This is a genomic window from Gammaproteobacteria bacterium (assembly GCA_029884425.1).
Classification (GTDB): Bacteria; Pseudomonadota; Gammaproteobacteria; order S012-40; family S012-40; genus JAOUHV01.
The window spans coordinates 1-15,820 of the sequence record JAOUHV010000001.1; the positions used below are offsets into that span (position 1 = coordinate 1).

Sequence of the window (15,820 nt, forward strand, 5' to 3'; positions counted from 1 at the left end):
GTCCCAGCTTGTACAATTTCTCGGTGGAAAAATCCTTGGGATGAACGCTCAGATCCGCATCACGCCTGGCCAGCTTGGCTGGCATGTACTCTTTCACCACCACCTCGGCGCCGGTTTTGAGATTGGTGGCCAGATACACTATGCTAAAGCCTCCACCGCCAATCACCTGTTTTATTTGGTAGTGGCTTATTTTGGTCTCTGCCGGTAGCGGTAAGATCGTTTTAGTTCCCATGCCTTCTGATTCGTATTAAACGCGTCTAGGTTATCGCCAAATCCATGAGTTTTTTAAGAGGTTAATATGTTACGCAGTATGACGGCTTTTGCCAGACAAGACGCATCTGGCGAATTTGGCTCATTGAGCCTGGAACTCCGCTCCGTAAATCACCGCTACCTTGAGTGCTATGTCCGCTTGCCCGACGAACTGCGCAGCCTGGAGCCCAAAATCAGGGAACGCGTTGCGCAGCAGACATTTCGCGGCAAGGTCGAGTGCAATTTCAGCTTCAAGCCCGCCACCGACACCAATCAGTTACGCGTCAACGAAGATCTTTGCAAAAACCTGATCGATTTGGCAGAAGGCATTCACCGGCAAATGCGCAACCCCGGTCCGCTGTCGCCGTTCGACGTACTGCGCTGGCCTGGTATTTTGCACAATCCCGGTGTGAATATGGAAGCCCTGCAAAACGCCCTTACCGAGACTATCGACAAGGCACTGGACGAATTCATTGCCACCCGCAGCCGCGAGGGCGAAAAACTGCGGGAAGCCCTGCAGGAGCGACTCAACGCGGTTTCCGCGATTGTTGCCGAAGTCCGCGTGCGCCTGCCGGAAACACTGCAAGCAACCCAACAACGGCTAAAAACCCGTTTTGATGAGCTACAGCTTCAACTGGACCCCAGCCGGCTGGAACAGGAAATGGTGCTGATTACCCAGCGCTCGGACGTTGAAGAAGAACTCAAGCGCCTGGAAACCCACCTGATCGAGCTGCAACGCATCCTCGATGACAAATCCAGCCAGCCCGTTGGCCGCCGCCTGGACTTCCTGATGCAGGAATTTAACCGCGAGGCCAATACTCTTTGCTCCAAGTCCCAGGACGCCCACGTCACCAAACTGGGCATAGACCTGAAAGTATTCATCGAACAGATGCGCGAACAGGTACAGAACATCGAATAATTTTCACCGACCAGGGCTTAAGCCGGGCGCGAACCGGGTCGATGTCGTTGCAGTCTCCCCGAACGCATCTCGGCCTAAATGCTTTATATCAGTATTGGTTTTTTCAGCGTCTTGGCCCTTCTGTCGGCATACGCTATCCGCAAAAGGCAATCCTGCCAGCACATCGTCAACGAGCAGGCACAGCGCATGCGCCGGCTATACGCCATTACCCAGGATTCGTCCATGGATTTGCCCACCCAGCTGGCGAATCTGCTGCGCACCAGCTGCGACATTCTCGATGTCGATGCCTGCTCTGCGATTCAGATCGAAGACAAGCATCACGTTGGCCACATCATCAGCTGTCAGGCGCATTCTCATCCTCCATGCAACCAGGGCAAGACACTGCATCTGAATAACAGCTTGGCGCTGAAAACCTATCAAAGCAATGAGTTGTTGATCTGTCAGGGATCACAAATACAAGACTTCCGCAACAGCCACGTCTGCCGTGAAAGTGATTCTAATTTTTATCTTGGCGTACCCATGATCATCAACAACCAGCGCTATGGCGTACTCAATTTTTATGCGCAACAGCCACCGGTAAAACCATTTACAACGCTGGATCTGGAATTCGTCAATTTGATTAATGCCTGGGTACGCAGCATTTTGGAACGCATCATCGCCCAGGAGCATATGGAACAAGCAGCGCGCTCTGCACGCGCCGCCAACGATGCAAAAAGTTATTTTCTGGCCAACATGAGCCACGAAATTCGTACGCCGCTGACCACCATCATTGGCTACTCTGAAAATCTTACCAGCCTGGCCTACTTAAAAGACGATGCCCGCAAACATCTCAATACCATCATTCGTGCCGGGCGTCATTTGCATGAATTGATTAATGACATTCTCGATCTTTCCAAAATCGAAGCCGGCCAACTGCTGCTTGAAATTGTGCAAACCTCACCTATCGCAACATTGCAGCAAGCCATTCAGGTGATACAGCCCTTGGCTGAAGCCAAAAAACTCAAAATTAATTTGGATATTTCCTATCCGATACCTGAATTTATTTACACCGATCCCACCCGCCTACGGCAAATTGTATTGAACCTGTGCAGCAATGCTGTCAAGTTCACCGAGCAAGGCGAAATCACCATTCGCATGCGCTATCTTGAGCCCATGGCAAAATTACAATTCACCGTGGTTGATACCGGAATAGGCATGACCGATGAAGAAATGGAGCGTATTCTCCACCCATTTACCCAGGCAGATTCCAGCATCACCCGACGCTATGGCGGCACCGGATTGGGCTTATACATTTCGCAGCAACTGGTGGAAAAGCTTGGTGGTCACATGAGCTTCTTCAGCAAACGCTACCAGGGCAGCGAATTTGATTTCACCATTGATGTTGGCGATGTCAGCAATGTAAAACTCATCCACAACGAGCAACCAAATAATTCCGCTACTGAGCACGAATTCTATTTGCCCTATCAACAGGTGGATGCCACAGCGTTAATCGTTGATGACACCACAGAAAACCGTGATTTACTGAAGTACTATTTGAATCAAATCGGCCTGCAAGTCGAAGAAGCACTAAATGGGATGGAAGCGCTAACCATTCTGAAATACAAGTCTTACGACTTGGTGTTGATGGACACCAACATGCCTGAACTTGATGGCATCAGCACCATCAAGGCTCTTCGGGAGAATGGTTATAAGAATGCAATTTTATCCGTGAGCGCCAATGCATTGCAGCAGGATTTTCAACGCAGCCAACTGGTAGGCGCCAATGGCTATATCACCAAACCCATTGAACCAAAGAAATTTTACGAGACCATTTATCGCTTGCTTGAAAAAAACGACGATTCAGATCCGGCCACTCAGACTGCAGCGCAAACTGACGCACGATTTGAAAGTCTCGTGTCGCGTTTTCTCGATCATCTGCCAGAAAAATTAAAAGCACTGAGTGATGCGGTTGAACGTCAGGATTGGGCTCTGGCAACGGACATTTCGCACAACCTCAAAGGGCTGGGCGGCGGCTATGGTTTTCAGGCCATTACAGAGCATGCCAAAGTTTTGAATGATGAGCTGAAAAATGGTCGCTGTGAATTTGCGCCACAACTCTGTAAACAACTGGTCGATGTGTGCAATCAAATCCTGACTAACAAATCGAATTAATCCGCCAGAAACAACGCCATCACATCATTCAAGAACAGCTCGCCTTTTTCGGTCAGGTGCAAACTTTGTCCATCCAGGGTAATCAGCTGTTGATCTGATGCTTTCTGCAAGCCTGGCTGCAATAACGTGCGCGGCAAACCAGTCGCTTGTTCAAACAACGTGACATCAAAACCGTGTTTTAGCCTGAGCGCGTTGAGCATAAACTCGAACGGCATATCGTACGACTCCAATTTTTCGCTGCTGGACAATTTCTCGACCGCATCGATGTACGCCTGGGGATTACGATGCTTTATTCGCCGCTCAATAAATTGAAATTGGGCGTTGCTTATTTTTCCATGCGCACCCGCACCAATACCGATGTAATCACCAAAGCGCCAGTAATTTAAATTGTGTTTGCACTGGAATCCCTGACGCGCATACGCCGACACTTCATATTGTGCATACCCTGCCGCAGCCAGCGCCTCTTGGCCTTTTGCCTGAATATCCCAGGCATCATCATCTTCTGGCAGCACTGGCGGATGATGATAGAAGTAGGTGTTTTGTTCTATGGTCAGGTGATAATACGAAATATGCGTGGGACCAAGTTGCACAGCGCGTCGCACATCTTCTGCCGCTGTTGCTGGTGTTTGACCAGGCAAGGCAAACATCAAATCCAAGTTGATATTCTCAAAGCCCGCCTGTTGTGCTTGCTCGATTGTTTTTACAGCCTGCCCGGCATTATGAACCCGGCCGATGCGCTGCAATGCCGCATCATCAAAACTTTGCACACCCACCGACAAGCGATTTATGCCCGCTTGAAAATAACCTGGCAAATGTCCCGCATCGACAGTACCCGGATTCATTTCCAAGGTGATTTCTGCGCTGGGCAACAATGGCAAACGGGCGCGAATAGCACACAACAATTGATCGATGGCGTCAGGTGAAAACAGGCTGGGTGTACCGCCGCCGATAAACACGGAACTGATTCGTCGCCCCCATACCAGCGGCAATTCTTGCTCCAGATCCTGAATCAGCGCAGCAATGTATGATTGCTCTGGAAGATCACCGCTTACCGCATGCGAATTGAAATCACAATACGGACATTTTTTTATGCACCATGGCAGGTGAACATACAGCGCTAGCGGCGGTAGTTGACTGAAAGCGAACAAGGGAATCAGTCAGTTTCAGACTTGAGCGACCGACCAAGCAGATCGCGCGCCGCCCGTTTTGGATCCTTGTGGCCATACAACACCGCGTACACTTGTTCAGCGATGGGCATTTCCACTTGATGACGGGCAGCAAGTTGTTTGATTTCTTTGGCGGCATACACGCCTTCCGCCACCTGCCCCAGGTCAGCGAGAATTTGTTCCAGTGCTTTGCCCTGCGCCAGCGCCAAACCCACTCGACGATTGCGCGATTGATTATCGGTACACGTCAGCACCAGATCGCCCAGCCCCGCCAATCCCATCAGCGTCTCAGGTTTGCCGCCCATCGCCACGCCCAGGCGCTGCACTTCCGCCAATCCGCGAGTAATCAACGCCGCGCGTGTATTGGCACCCAGGCCCATGCCATCGGCAATACCGGCAGCAATGGCCAATACATTTTTCACTGCGCCGCCAATTTCGACGCCAATAACATCATCACTGGTGTAGGCGCGAAATGTTTCGCTACTCAACCAGTGCGCCCACGCTTCGGCGTAGCTCGCCTGCGGCGATGCCGCTGTGATCGCGGTTGGCAATCCTGCCGCGACCTCCTTGGCAAAAGTTGGCCCGGACAACACGGCGGTCCGGCGCTCACGCCCCATGTGTTGTTCGACTACTTGATGCAAGGGGATGCAGGCTTTCGGCTCCAGACCTTTGGTGGCCCAGGCAATGCCCACGGCTTTCGGCAGCATGGTCGACAATTGGGTGAGCGTCTCGGCAAACACGTGCGAAGGAACCACCAACAGCACGTCGGTGATCCCATCTACCGCGCTCGCCAGATCAGGCGTTATGCGCAATGACGATGGCAGCGCAATGCCCGGTAAATATCGTGCGTTTTGTCGGGACTGGTTCATCTCGAGCATTTGTTGCTGGTCACGCCCCCAAAGACGGGTATCGATTCCGTTGCGCGCAAGCAAACTCGCCAACGCGGTTCCCCAGGAACCTGCGCCCAATACAGCGATGGATACGGTGTTCGTCATGAAGTGTGATTAATGCGCTGTTTCCGGTTTCGCCGATTGCAACTGCTGCAAATGTTGCTGGTACAACGCATCGAAGTTGACCGGTGCCAGCAACAACTGCGGGAATCCACCGCGCGTTACCAGTTCAGAGACCAGCTCGCGAACGTATGGGAACAAAATATTGGGGCAAAATGCACCAACCATCGCGCCCATTTCCTGGTCATTGTAGTTTTTTATGGTGAAAATGCCTGCCTGCTGTACTTCGCAAAGATAAGCCGTCTTATCGCCAATCTTCGCGGTCACGGTCACACTCAATACGATTTCGTGTACACCTTCACCCAGCGATTGGGCCTGGTTGCCCAGCTGCATGTTTACCTGAGGCTGCCACTGCTCACGAAAAACCATGGGGGTATTGGGCGCTTCAAAGGACATGTCCTTGGTGTAGATTTTTTGAATGGTGAATTCACGTTGTGCGCCGTTACCAGTATTGCCTTGGGTATCCGTCATGAGCTTTCTTTTCTCCTATAAACTCTGTTGTATCCATCTGCGTAGATTTGCGCTGTCCATTGCCCCGGACATGCGCTGAAGTTCGTTGCCCTGGCGGAAAAGTATCAAGGTGGGAATACTGCGTATCGCATATCTCGCCGCCAGTGCTTGCTGGCTTTCGGTATTGACCTTGGCAAAACGCAATCGCGGTTCCAGCTCGGCCGCCACCTGACTGAACGCCGGCGCCATCGCCTGACAAGGACCGCACCAGGATGCCCAGAAATCCACCAACACCGGCAATTCCGAGCGCACCACATGCGCATCAAACCCGGCGTCGTTTAGCTCCACCGGCTTGCCTGCAAATAGACCCTGCTTGCACTTGCCACATTTACCACCTTCTGCCAAACGTTCGGCAGGTAACCGATTAATCGCATTGCAGTGGGGACAGGCAAGCAGCATAGGCCTTACTCCGAAGTGTTGTCGTTCAACAGCACATCCAGCTTGTTGGCTCTGTCCAATGCATTCATGTCATCAAAGCCGCCAATGTGCTGACCATTGATAAATATCTGCGGGACGCTGGTGCGCTTGGCCCGACCGACCATTTCCTGTCGCAGCCCGGGTTGCAGGTCAACGCGATATTCCTGATATTGCACCTGCTTGCGCTCAAACAGCATGCGGGCACGCACGCAGTAGGGACAAGCACCAGTGCTATACATTTCTATCTTTGCCACGACACTTATTGTTCCCGTTTTTTCTTTTTTTCCGCGCGTTTATTCGTCACCGGCATGTTGGCATTACTCCACGCGTTCATGCCACCACGAAGACTAAACACATTGGCAAAACCATGTTTGCGCAGCACCGTACCACCAGTCACTGAACGCGCGCCGCTTTGGCATACCACCAGCACATTGTGTGACTTGTACTTTTCCAGCTCACCAATCCGCGCGGGTAACGCACCAACCGGGATGTTGGTTGACTTGGCCACGTGACCTGTTTCGTATTCACGATCCAGACGCACATCCAACACCAACGTGTTGTCCGCATCAATCAAACGCACCGCCTCGTTAACATTGACTTCTTTCAGTCCACTGATGCGAGGAATGACCACCGACCGCACCAACAACGCCAGAAGGATGATCAGCGCCGAAAACAACAACCACTCTTCAGCAATAAAATTTAGATAAGTTTCCATTACGCGCACTCAAAACCAAAAAACGTTAGACCAGTAAAAAATACACGTGCCGGATGACAAAACGCTGTCAGTACACGCACACCTTCGCCGGAAATTAAATGAAACTGGGACAAAATACGTCGCGCATCATCACGATCAGCGCCAACGTCCGGGCATCACTGACGCGATAATACACACGATTGGCGTCTTTGCGAGAGGCTAAAATACCCTTATCACGCAAAATAGCCAAATGTTGGGAAATATTGCTCTGAGATGTTCCCACCAGTTCAACGATCTCCTGCACGCTGATTTCTCGGTCGCCCAAGGTGCACAAGATCTTCAAACGCAGGGGGTGTGCCATCGCCTTCATCGACATCGCTGCTCGCTCAATGTCTTCGTCGCGACTAATAATGTCTTGATTCTCTTCGTTCATACCCACGCACTGCCTTCATTTGCCAAATTTCGACAGAGAAGCCAACCGCACAAAAACGCAAATAGCTGCTACTGCTTTATCAACAATCCATTATACAATGATACGCCATCCCTAAAGGATTTTGTGTAATTTTGCTCACGTTTTCTTATAATTGCCGCGCACCACGACCCGGTGATATGACTGGCTCCTTATGCCTTCCATATCCCTTTGATTTTTAAAAACATTGATTAAGACATATAAATAACCATGGTACCCACAACACGCCCCGTCGCCTTAATCGTCCTTGACGGTTGGGGATACAGCGAAAATCGCGAAAACAATGCCATTGCCCATGCCCACACCCCGAATTGGGACAAGCTCTGGAACACGTACCCTCACACGCTCATTTACGCCTCTGAAAAAGCAGTAGGCCTACCCGCTGATCAAATGGGCAATTCCGAAGTTGGGCACCTCAATCTTGGGGCGGGTCGCATTGTTTATCAGGAAACCTCCCGGGTCATCAACGCCATCGAATCCGGCGAGTTTTTCCACAATCCGGTCCTGTGCAGCAACCTGCAACAAGCAGTCAAATCTGGAAAATCGGTTCATATCATCGGCTTGCTTTCCGACGGCGGCGTCCACAGCCACATTCAGCACATTCAGGCGATGGTTCGCATGGCCGCCCAGCAAGGCGCCGACAGCATTTATCTGCACGCATTCACCGACGGCCGCGACACCGCACCCATCAGTGCGCTTGGCTACATTGAGCAAATGGAACAAACCTTCGCCGAAGTGGGCAAAGGCCAGTTTGCCAGCATCATCGGCCGCTACTTTTCCATGGACCGTGACAATCGCTGGGCACGCGTGCAGGCCGCCTTTGAGCTGATCGCCAATGGCAAGGCCCACTTCACCGCCCATTCCGCAGCCGACGCAGTCAATGCTGGCTATGAGCGTGACGAAACTGACGAATTCATCAAATCCACCGCCATTCTTGACGCCCACGACCAACCCGTCCGCATGCAGGATGGCGATTTGGCGATTTTCATGAACTTCCGCTCTGACCGCGCCCGCCAACTGACCCGTGCGTTCATTGAAGACGATTTCCAGAGCTTTGAGCAATCCCATCGGCCAAAACTTGCCAATTTTGTCACGCTGACGCAGTACAGCGCCGATTTCAATGCGCCGATTGCCTTTACACCGTCCAGCCTGGAAAACGTGTTTGGCGAGTACATTTCCAATCTTGGGCTAAAGCAGCTGCGCATCGCCGAAACTGAAAAATACGCTCACGTGACGTTTTTCCTCAACGGCGGAGTGGAAGAGCCCTTCCCTGGCGAAGACCGCATTTTGGTCCCCTCTCCCAAGGTAGCCACTTACGATCTGCAACCGGAAATGAATGCCGCAGAAGTCACTGACCGCCTGATCAACGCCATCGACAGCCACCAGTACGATGCCATTATTTGCAACTTCGCCAACCCCGACATGGTTGGTCATACCGGCAACTTTGACGCCACCGTGCGCGCCATTGAGGCACTGGACGTCTGCATTGGTCGAGTGATTGACGCACTGACTGCTGCTGGCGGAGAAGCGCTGATCACCGCAGATCATGGCAACGCGGAAATGATGCTCAACGGCGAGACGGGACAAGCACACACTGCACACACCATGAACCCTGTGCCGTTCCTGTACATTGGACGTGCTGCAACCATGGCCGACACCGGCGCACTGTCTGATGTCACTCCCACCATGCTGTACCTGATGGGTCTTGATAAGCCCAAAGAAATGACCGGGGTTTCTTTGGTCACCCTGCAGGAGTGAGCATGATTCGCCCGCCAGTGGCGACGCGGTTTTTCGTTTTCGCCGCGATACTGGCGGGCTTGTTCACGGGCCTAGCCCCCGCAATATTGCTGGCCGCCCCCAGCGATGATCTGGCCAAACTGCAGCAACAGATTCAGGCCATCCAAAAAAATCTTCTGCATCAGTCCGAATTAAAAACGCAAAATGAAAAACTGCTGCTCGAGAGCGAGCAAAAAATTGCCGAGTCCGCCCGGCAATTATCCGGTCTGCAAGCCGACATGCGTCGCACCCAACGCCAAATGCTGCAACTGCGCTCCCAGCGCAATGACATTATTAGCAGGAGCAGTTCGCATCGCGAAGCCTTAAAAACCCAGGTGCTGACACATTACATGATGGGTCGCAACCATCATCTGAAGTTGCTGCTGAACTCTGAAGACCCCGCGCTCGTGGGCAGAAACCTTGCGTACTATCATTATTTCAATCAACAGCGCGTGGAAATCCTTGCCTCACTTGACGAAGAACTTGCCCGCCTAAAAACCTTGGAACTCGAACTGGATGCTGGGCAGCAACAATTACTGCAACAACAATCCGCCGCGCAAGAACAGCATCAAACACTGCGCGCACAGCGCATCTACCGCAAGGAAGTGCTTGCTCAAATCAATCAGGAAGTTCGCAAGGACAACTCTCGCCTTAATCGCCTTCGCGCCGATGAACAACGCCTGAGCAAACTTGCCCGCGAAATTTATCAATCGGTTACCCGTGACACGCCCAATATCGACCCGCAAAAGCCATTTGCCAAACTCAAGGGAAGCCTGCCTTGGCCCGTTAAAGGTCGTATTGAGAACCACTATGGCAGCCAACGAGGGAATGGCGGCCTGCGCTGGAACGGCATTAGCATTCGCGCCGATGAAGGCACCCCGGTTAGAGCCGTCGCCAGAGGCCGCGTCGTATTTGCCAATTGGCTTGGTGGTTACGGATTTTTGTTGATCATTGATCACGGTAACGGCTATATGAGTCTTTACGGCCACAACCAGCAGCTTTACAAAAATGTTGGCGACAAAATCAGCTTGGGCGAAACCATCGCACAGGTTGGCAGCAGTGGCGGCCGTGACGAACCTGGTCTGTATTTTGAAATTCGCCGCGATGGTCGTACGCTTGATCCTGGTCAATGGATTGCTAGGCGTTAACGTTATGTAAAGCGTTTGGATGCGTGTATAGTTAGTACGCGTCGCAACGCCCGGAATTAATTACCTTTTGCTATTAATCGACAGGCCCGTGGAGCTAGTAATGAAAGATAGAACGCGTCAAATTCTCATTTTGTGTACGGGTGTGGTCCTCGGCGTAAGCCTGTCTATCGTCAGCACGGTCTTCGCTGAAAAAGAAGAAGTGCCGATGTCCATCCCGGTCAATGAGTTGCGCACGTTCAACGAAGTCTTTGCCAAAATCAAAAGTGATTACGTCGAACCTGTCGACGACAAAACCCTGTTGGAAAACGCCATCCGCGGCATGCTGCAGGGCCTGGATCCCCACTCCAATTTTCTCGACGCTGACGGCTACAAAGAATTACAAGTAGGCACCACCGGTGAATTTGGCGGCCTGGGCATTGAAGTCGGCATGGAAGACGGCTTTGTCAAAGTCATCTCTCCCATTGACGACACGCCTGCGGATCGTGGCGGCGTCAAAGCCGGCGACGTCATCATTCGACTTGATGATACCCCGGTCAAAGGTCTGACCCTGACCGAAGCCGTCAAAATCATGCGCGGCAAACCCGGTTCCAAATTATTGCTGACCATCGTGCGTGAAGGCTCTGACAAACCAATCAAGATCGAATTGACTCGCGATGTGATCCGCGTCCAGAGCGTCAAATACCGCATGCTCGACCAGGACTTTGCCTATTTGCGTATCACCAGCTTCCAATCCAAAACCGGTGATGCCGTACTTGATGCCATCAAGAAACTCAAAAAAGAAGCCAAGGGCGGCATCCATGGTCTGGTCATTGACCTGCGCAACAACCCCGGTGGCGTGCTCAATGCGGCAGTTGAAGTATCCGACGCGTTCCTGACCGAAGGTCTGATCGTGTACACCGAGGGTCGTGATCCCGAATCGCGTCTGAATTTTAGCGCCAATCCCGATGATGTTCTCGACGGTGCGCCCATCGTAGTACTGGTCAACGAAGGTTCGGCCTCCGCGTCTGAAATTGTCGCTGGTGCGCTCCAGGACCACAAACGCGCCATCATCATGGGCAGCCGCTCATTTGGTAAGGGCTCGGTTCAGACCATACTGCCACTGCTGGGCGACGCGGCGCTGAAGTTGACCACCGCGCGCTACTTCACCCCCAGCGGCCGCTCGATCCAGGCCGAAGGAATTCAGCCCAACATTGTTCTGGCGCCGCTGAACGTTACTGCTGCCGATGAGCAGTCCAACCGCGTCAAAGAAGCGGATCTGGCCCGCCATCTGGAAAACAATGGTAAAAAGAAAGAATCGTCATCTGCCAAAGAGGCTGAGAAAACTCCTGATGACACTGATCTTGCGCAAAAGGATTACAACCTCTACGAAGCCTTGAATATTTTGCGCGCCATGAAGATCATGGGCCAAATCAACACTAACTAAGTCTTGCCAACCCCTCCTTCCGAATGGAAGGAGGGGCGCTACCAAACCTATAGATGACCTCACTTCGTACCGCTGTTTTTCTGCTGCTCACCTTGGTCTGCGCATCGGCACAGGCTGCGCCAGCACGTATTGCAATTATCATTGATGACCTTGGCTATTTGTTCGAGGAGGGCCAGCAGGCCATTGCTCTGCCCGGCGACATCAGTGTTTCCATTCTGCCTAACACCCCTCACGCCCTGGCGCTGGCACAACTGGCCCATGACAATAATCGCGATGTTTTACTGCATCTGCCCATGCAGGCTCATAACACCAAACAAGCCGATGCTGAATGGCTAAGCAACTCCATGAACAAGCAAGCCTTCGTCGCCCAGCTGCGGCGTTTTATCGGTGCCGTCCCCTACGCCTATGGCGTCAACAATCACAAAGGCAGTCTGCTGACTGAAAAAGCCAAGCCCATGGGCTGGCTAATGGAAGAGCTCAAACAATGGGGCAATGTTTATTTCATCGACAGCCGCACCAGTTCCAACAGCATCGCCCTGTCGCAAGCGGGCAAGCACGGCATTCCCTCGCTGGGCCGGCATGTTTTTCTCGACCACGACAAGCAGTTCGGCAATCTTGAAACTCAGTTCAAACGCCTGTTAAATAGGGCGCGCCGTAAAGGATACGCCGTGGCCATCGGTCACCCGCATCCCGAAACGCTGGAGTTTTTGCGTCAACAATTGCCACAATTGGCGGCAAAAGGCATAGAATTAGTCCCCATCAGTCAATTGGTCCAACAATACAGCGAGACACCCTCATGGCAAGCGTCCTTATCCCCCTCGCTCAAGGCTGTGAAGAATTAGAAGCCGTCACCATCATTGATTTGTTGCGCCGCGCCGGCATTACCGTCACCACCGCCAGCCTCGACCCGGATAAACTGGTCGTCGCCAGCCGTGGTACTAAACTGGTCGCAGACAAAACCCTGGCCGACATTGGCGATCAATTGTTTGACATGCTGGTGTTGCCCGGTGGCCTTCCTGGCTCGGATTACCTGCGCGACGACCCCAAAGTTCAGGCCTGCATCAAGGCACACTTCAAGGCCAAGCGTTACGTCGCCGCCATTTGCGCCGCGCCACGAGCACTCGCGGCAGCGGGTGTACTGGATGGCTGTAATGCCACCAGCTATCCCGGCACCCTGGACAAAATGACCAATGTGCCCGGCATGCGCTACGTTGAACAAGATGTTGTTATCGACGGCACTATCATCACGTCCCGTGGGCCAGGCACAGCGATGGATTTTGCACTCACGCTGATCGAAGTTCTCGACAGTAAAATCAAACGACTGGCAGTGGAAGGCCCACTGCTGCGTCCCAAGAAGGAAACTCCGCAGTAACATGTCCAGCCGTCACAGAAACGAACGCGCCGCCAAAAAAGAAATCAAACGACTGTTCGACCGCAGTTTTGATATTTATCGGCTAAATTACAAAGCCCGCGTCAAAAAGCACAAACCCAAAGCACTGCTATACGGTATTTTTGCCGCCTTCAGCCTGTACACCATTGGTTTCGTTGGTGGTTATTATGGCTTCAGCAATAATCTGATTCCGCTTGCCGGGTTCGCCAAGATGGTCTGGATTTTTATGATTCCTTCCATAGTGGTGGGCCTGCTCACCTACCTGATTTCCAAAAACCGGATGGACTATCCCACCCGCGTCGACATTCGTGAGTACATCACCGAACTCGAAAAAGGTGACGGTCTGTTATGGAAATTTTTCCCTTTGTGGGAGAAATACGATGGCACCACTGGCCCGACCAAAAAAGCCCTGGCCTGGTCGCAGGAAAAGCGCACCGACAAACTGGATCTTGAGGACTACACCGATGCCATCGCTGCGCTTTATCACATACTTGACGAACGCGAAGTCAAAGCACTGGATAACGATGTGGTAGAAAAAATTCTGCGTAATTTCGGCAAGGAATAAAACCTTCGGCGCTACAACCTGATGGCTAGCTCAACAAAAAAGCCGAAGTAAATACTTCGGCTTTTTTGCGTAGGCGAAATTTATTCGCTTATTCCACCGTTACAGATTTCGCCAGGTTACGTGGTTGGTCCACATCGGTACCACGCAACACAGCCACGTAATACGACAGCAATTGCAGTGGCACAGTGAACAGGATCGGCGATATCCACTCGTCGGACTTTTCGATCACGATGGTGCGAATATTTTCACCCTGGGTGGTTTTCGCCGCAGGATCCGCAAATACGTACAACTGACCACCACGCGCAGCGACTTCCTGCATGTTGGAGTTCAGTTTTTCCAGCAAATCATCGTTGGGTGCGACAGTAATTACCGGCATTTGCGCATCCACCAGCGCCAACGGTCCATGCTTTAGTTCGCCTGCGGGATACGCTTCAGCATGAATGTAGGAAATTTCTTTCAGCTTCAGCGCCCCCTCCATGGCAATGGGGTACATCACACCGCGCCCCAAAAACAGCGCGTGATTTTTGGCGATGAAATCCTCGGCCAGCAATTTAATCACTTCGTCACTGTTTTTCAGCGTTGCCTCAATTTTGCCCGGCAATCTGTGCAGTTCGTGGATGATTTCGGCTTCCAGCTTGCTGCTCAAACCACGGCGACGGCCCAATGCCAGAGTCAACAGCATCAGCGCGACCAATTGGGTGGTAAACGCCTTGGTCGAAGCCACACCGATCTCGGGACCTGCGCGCGTCATCAGCGCCAGATCAGATTCGCGCACCAGTGAACTTTCGGACACGTTGCAAATCACCAGACTGGCACCGAATCCCAAACGCTTGGCTTCGTGCAATGCGGCCAAGGTATCTGCCGTTTCGCCGGACTGGGAAATAGTCACCACCAAGTTATTTTTGCGTGGTACCGGATCGCGATAACGGAATTCTGAGGCGATTTCCACGCTAGTGGGCATGCCGGCGATCGACTCCAGCCAATATTTGGCCACCATACCTGAGTGGTAACTGGTACCGCAGGCAAGAATCGTTACGCCATCAACCTTGTCAAAAATCGCTGGCGCATCGTTGCCAAAGGACACATCGACCACTTTGCCATTCAAGGTCCGACCTTCCAGCGTGTCGGTAATGGCTTTGGGTTGCTCGAAAATTTCCTTGAGCATGTAGTGCTTGTACTGACCTTTATCCGCGCTGTCTGCGCTGAGGGTTGAGAAGGTCACATCGCGCTGAACTGGTTGATCGTTTAGATCAAAAATCTCCAATTTTTCCCGCGTGATTCGGGCAACGTCACCATCTGCCAAAAACACGAATTTGTTCGTTACCGGCAACAGTGCGGAAACATCCGAGGCAATAAAGTATTCGCCAATGCCAATCCCAACCACCAAGGGGGAGCCTTTGCGCGCGACCACCATTTCGCCATGATTTGCTTTCTGCAATACGGCGATGGCATACGCACCTTCAAACACTTTGACTGCCGTCTGTACCGCTGTCAGCAGGTTTGAAGTTTTTTCCCATTGCGCAAAAACTTCATGGGCAACAACCTCGGTATCGGTTTGCGAAGTGAAACGGAAACCTTCCGCTTTCTGCCGCTCGCGCAGCTCTTCGTGATTTTCGATAATGCCGTTGTGTACGACTGCGATCGTGCCGTTACAAATGTGCGGATGGGCGTTGGCCTCGGAGGGCTTGCCGTGGGTTGCCCAGCGGGTGTGTGCAATGCCCACATCGCCGGCCAGACCGTGTGCGGCAATATTGTCGGCCAGAATTTTGACCTTGCCCATGGAACGTTGGCGACCAATTTCACCATCGGTTTTATTCACGACAGCAACGCCGGCAGAGTCATAGCCTCGATACTCCAGGCGTCGCAAACCTTCCACCAGAATAGGTACCACGTTACGCTCGGCGATTCCGCCTACAATTCCGCACATATTTTT

17 protein-coding genes are annotated in these 15,820 nt (G+C 52.3%); 8 read left to right on the forward strand and 9 right to left on the reverse strand.

The window, feature by feature from the left end; all coding sequences use genetic code 11:
- Window positions 1-232 (reverse strand): serine/threonine protein kinase (locus OEW58_00005; GenBank protein ID MDH5299729.1); only part of this gene is annotated, 232 nt, incomplete at its 3' end.
- A 66-nt stretch (window positions 233-298) separates the two neighbouring features.
- Between OEW58_00005 and OEW58_00010 the strand changes: the two genes are divergently transcribed.
- Together OEW58_00010 and OEW58_00015 are read left to right on the forward strand one after the other, a co-directional pair.
- Window positions 299-1,168: a YicC family protein gene (locus tag OEW58_00010; protein MDH5299730.1), complete on the forward strand. Its 870-nt coding sequence runs from the start codon at window positions 299-301 to the stop codon at window positions 1,166-1,168.
- Window positions 1,169-1,354: 186 nt separating this feature from the next.
- The gene (locus tag OEW58_00015) at window positions 1,355-3,319 is read left to right on the forward strand and encodes an ATP-binding protein (GenBank protein MDH5299731.1); all 1,965 of its coding nucleotides are present in this window, start codon (window positions 1,355-1,357) and stop codon (window positions 3,317-3,319) included.
- Here OEW58_00015 and hemW read toward each other — a convergent pair.
- The 7 genes from hemW to OEW58_00050 all read right to left on the reverse strand — a co-directional run bounded on the left by hemW (window position 3,316) and on the right by OEW58_00050 (window position 7,549).
- Entirely contained in the window at window positions 3,316-4,467 is a 1,152-nt protein-coding gene (gene hemW, locus OEW58_00020) for a radical SAM family heme chaperone HemW (GenBank protein MDH5299732.1), read from the reverse strand. The genes OEW58_00015 and hemW overlap by 4 nt on opposite strands.
- Window positions 4,468-4,472: 5 nt before the next feature.
- Window positions 4,473-5,480: an NAD(P)-dependent glycerol-3-phosphate dehydrogenase gene (locus OEW58_00025; protein ID MDH5299733.1), complete on the reverse strand. Its 1,008-nt coding sequence runs from the start codon at window positions 5,478-5,480 to the stop codon at window positions 4,473-4,475.
- A gap of 9 nt (window positions 5,481-5,489) precedes the next feature.
- Window positions 5,490-5,966 carry a protein-export chaperone SecB gene (secB, locus tag OEW58_00030; GenBank protein ID MDH5299734.1) on the reverse strand — a complete coding sequence of 159 codons (477 nt, stop codon included), beginning with the start codon at window positions 5,964-5,966 and terminating at the stop codon, window positions 5,490-5,492.
- A 15-nt stretch (window positions 5,967-5,981) separates the two neighbouring features.
- Window positions 5,982-6,404, reverse strand: coding sequence for a thioredoxin TrxC (gene trxC / locus OEW58_00035; protein MDH5299735.1), 423 nt, complete (start codon window positions 6,402-6,404; stop codon window positions 5,982-5,984).
- A 5-nt stretch (window positions 6,405-6,409) separates the two neighbouring features.
- Complete coding sequence (gene grxC / locus OEW58_00040; protein ID MDH5299736.1) at window positions 6,410-6,676, reverse strand: glutaredoxin 3; 267 nt, start codon at window positions 6,674-6,676, stop codon at window positions 6,410-6,412.
- A 5-nt stretch (window positions 6,677-6,681) separates the two neighbouring features.
- Entirely contained in the window at window positions 6,682-7,137 is a 456-nt protein-coding gene (locus OEW58_00045) for a rhodanese-like domain-containing protein (GenBank protein ID MDH5299737.1), read from the reverse strand.
- 94 nt (window positions 7,138-7,231) lie between these two features.
- Complete coding sequence (locus tag OEW58_00050) at window positions 7,232-7,549, reverse strand: metalloregulator ArsR/SmtB family transcription factor (protein ID MDH5299738.1); 318 nt, start codon at window positions 7,547-7,549, stop codon at window positions 7,232-7,234.
- Window positions 7,550-7,795: 246 nt separating this feature from the next.
- Between OEW58_00050 and gpmI the strand changes: the two genes are divergently transcribed.
- From gpmI to OEW58_00080, 6 genes are all read left to right on the forward strand, one after another.
- Complete coding sequence (gene gpmI, locus OEW58_00055) at window positions 7,796-9,343, forward strand: 2,3-bisphosphoglycerate-independent phosphoglycerate mutase (protein MDH5299739.1); 1,548 nt, start codon at window positions 7,796-7,798, stop codon at window positions 9,341-9,343.
- A 2-nt stretch (window positions 9,344-9,345) separates the two neighbouring features.
- Window positions 9,346-10,509: a peptidoglycan DD-metalloendopeptidase family protein gene (locus OEW58_00060; GenBank protein ID MDH5299740.1), complete on the forward strand. Its 1,164-nt coding sequence runs from the start codon at window positions 9,346-9,348 to the stop codon at window positions 10,507-10,509.
- 100 nt (window positions 10,510-10,609) lie between these two features.
- The gene (locus OEW58_00065) at window positions 10,610-11,932 is read left to right on the forward strand and encodes a S41 family peptidase (protein ID MDH5299741.1); all 1,323 of its coding nucleotides are present in this window, start codon (window positions 10,610-10,612) and stop codon (window positions 11,930-11,932) included.
- A 53-nt stretch (window positions 11,933-11,985) separates the two neighbouring features.
- Window positions 11,986-12,774: a divergent polysaccharide deacetylase family protein gene (locus OEW58_00070; protein MDH5299742.1), complete on the forward strand. Its 789-nt coding sequence runs from the start codon at window positions 11,986-11,988 to the stop codon at window positions 12,772-12,774.
- Window positions 12,729-13,304, forward strand: coding sequence for a DJ-1/PfpI family protein (locus OEW58_00075; GenBank protein ID MDH5299743.1), 576 nt, complete (start codon window positions 12,729-12,731; stop codon window positions 13,302-13,304). Before OEW58_00070 ends, OEW58_00075 begins: the two co-directional genes overlap by 46 nt.
- A gap of 1 nt (window position 13,305) precedes the next feature.
- A complete protein-coding gene (locus OEW58_00080; GenBank protein MDH5299744.1) occupies window positions 13,306-13,887 on the forward strand; it encodes a hypothetical protein in 582 nt (193 codons plus the stop codon).
- A gap of 88 nt (window positions 13,888-13,975) precedes the next feature.
- Here the strand turns inward: OEW58_00080 and glmS are convergent, their stop codons facing one another.
- A complete protein-coding gene (glmS, locus tag OEW58_00085) occupies window positions 13,976-15,814 on the reverse strand; it encodes a glutamine--fructose-6-phosphate transaminase (isomerizing) (protein ID MDH5299745.1) in 1,839 nt (612 codons plus the stop codon).
- Window positions 15,815-15,820 lie beyond the last annotated feature (6 nt).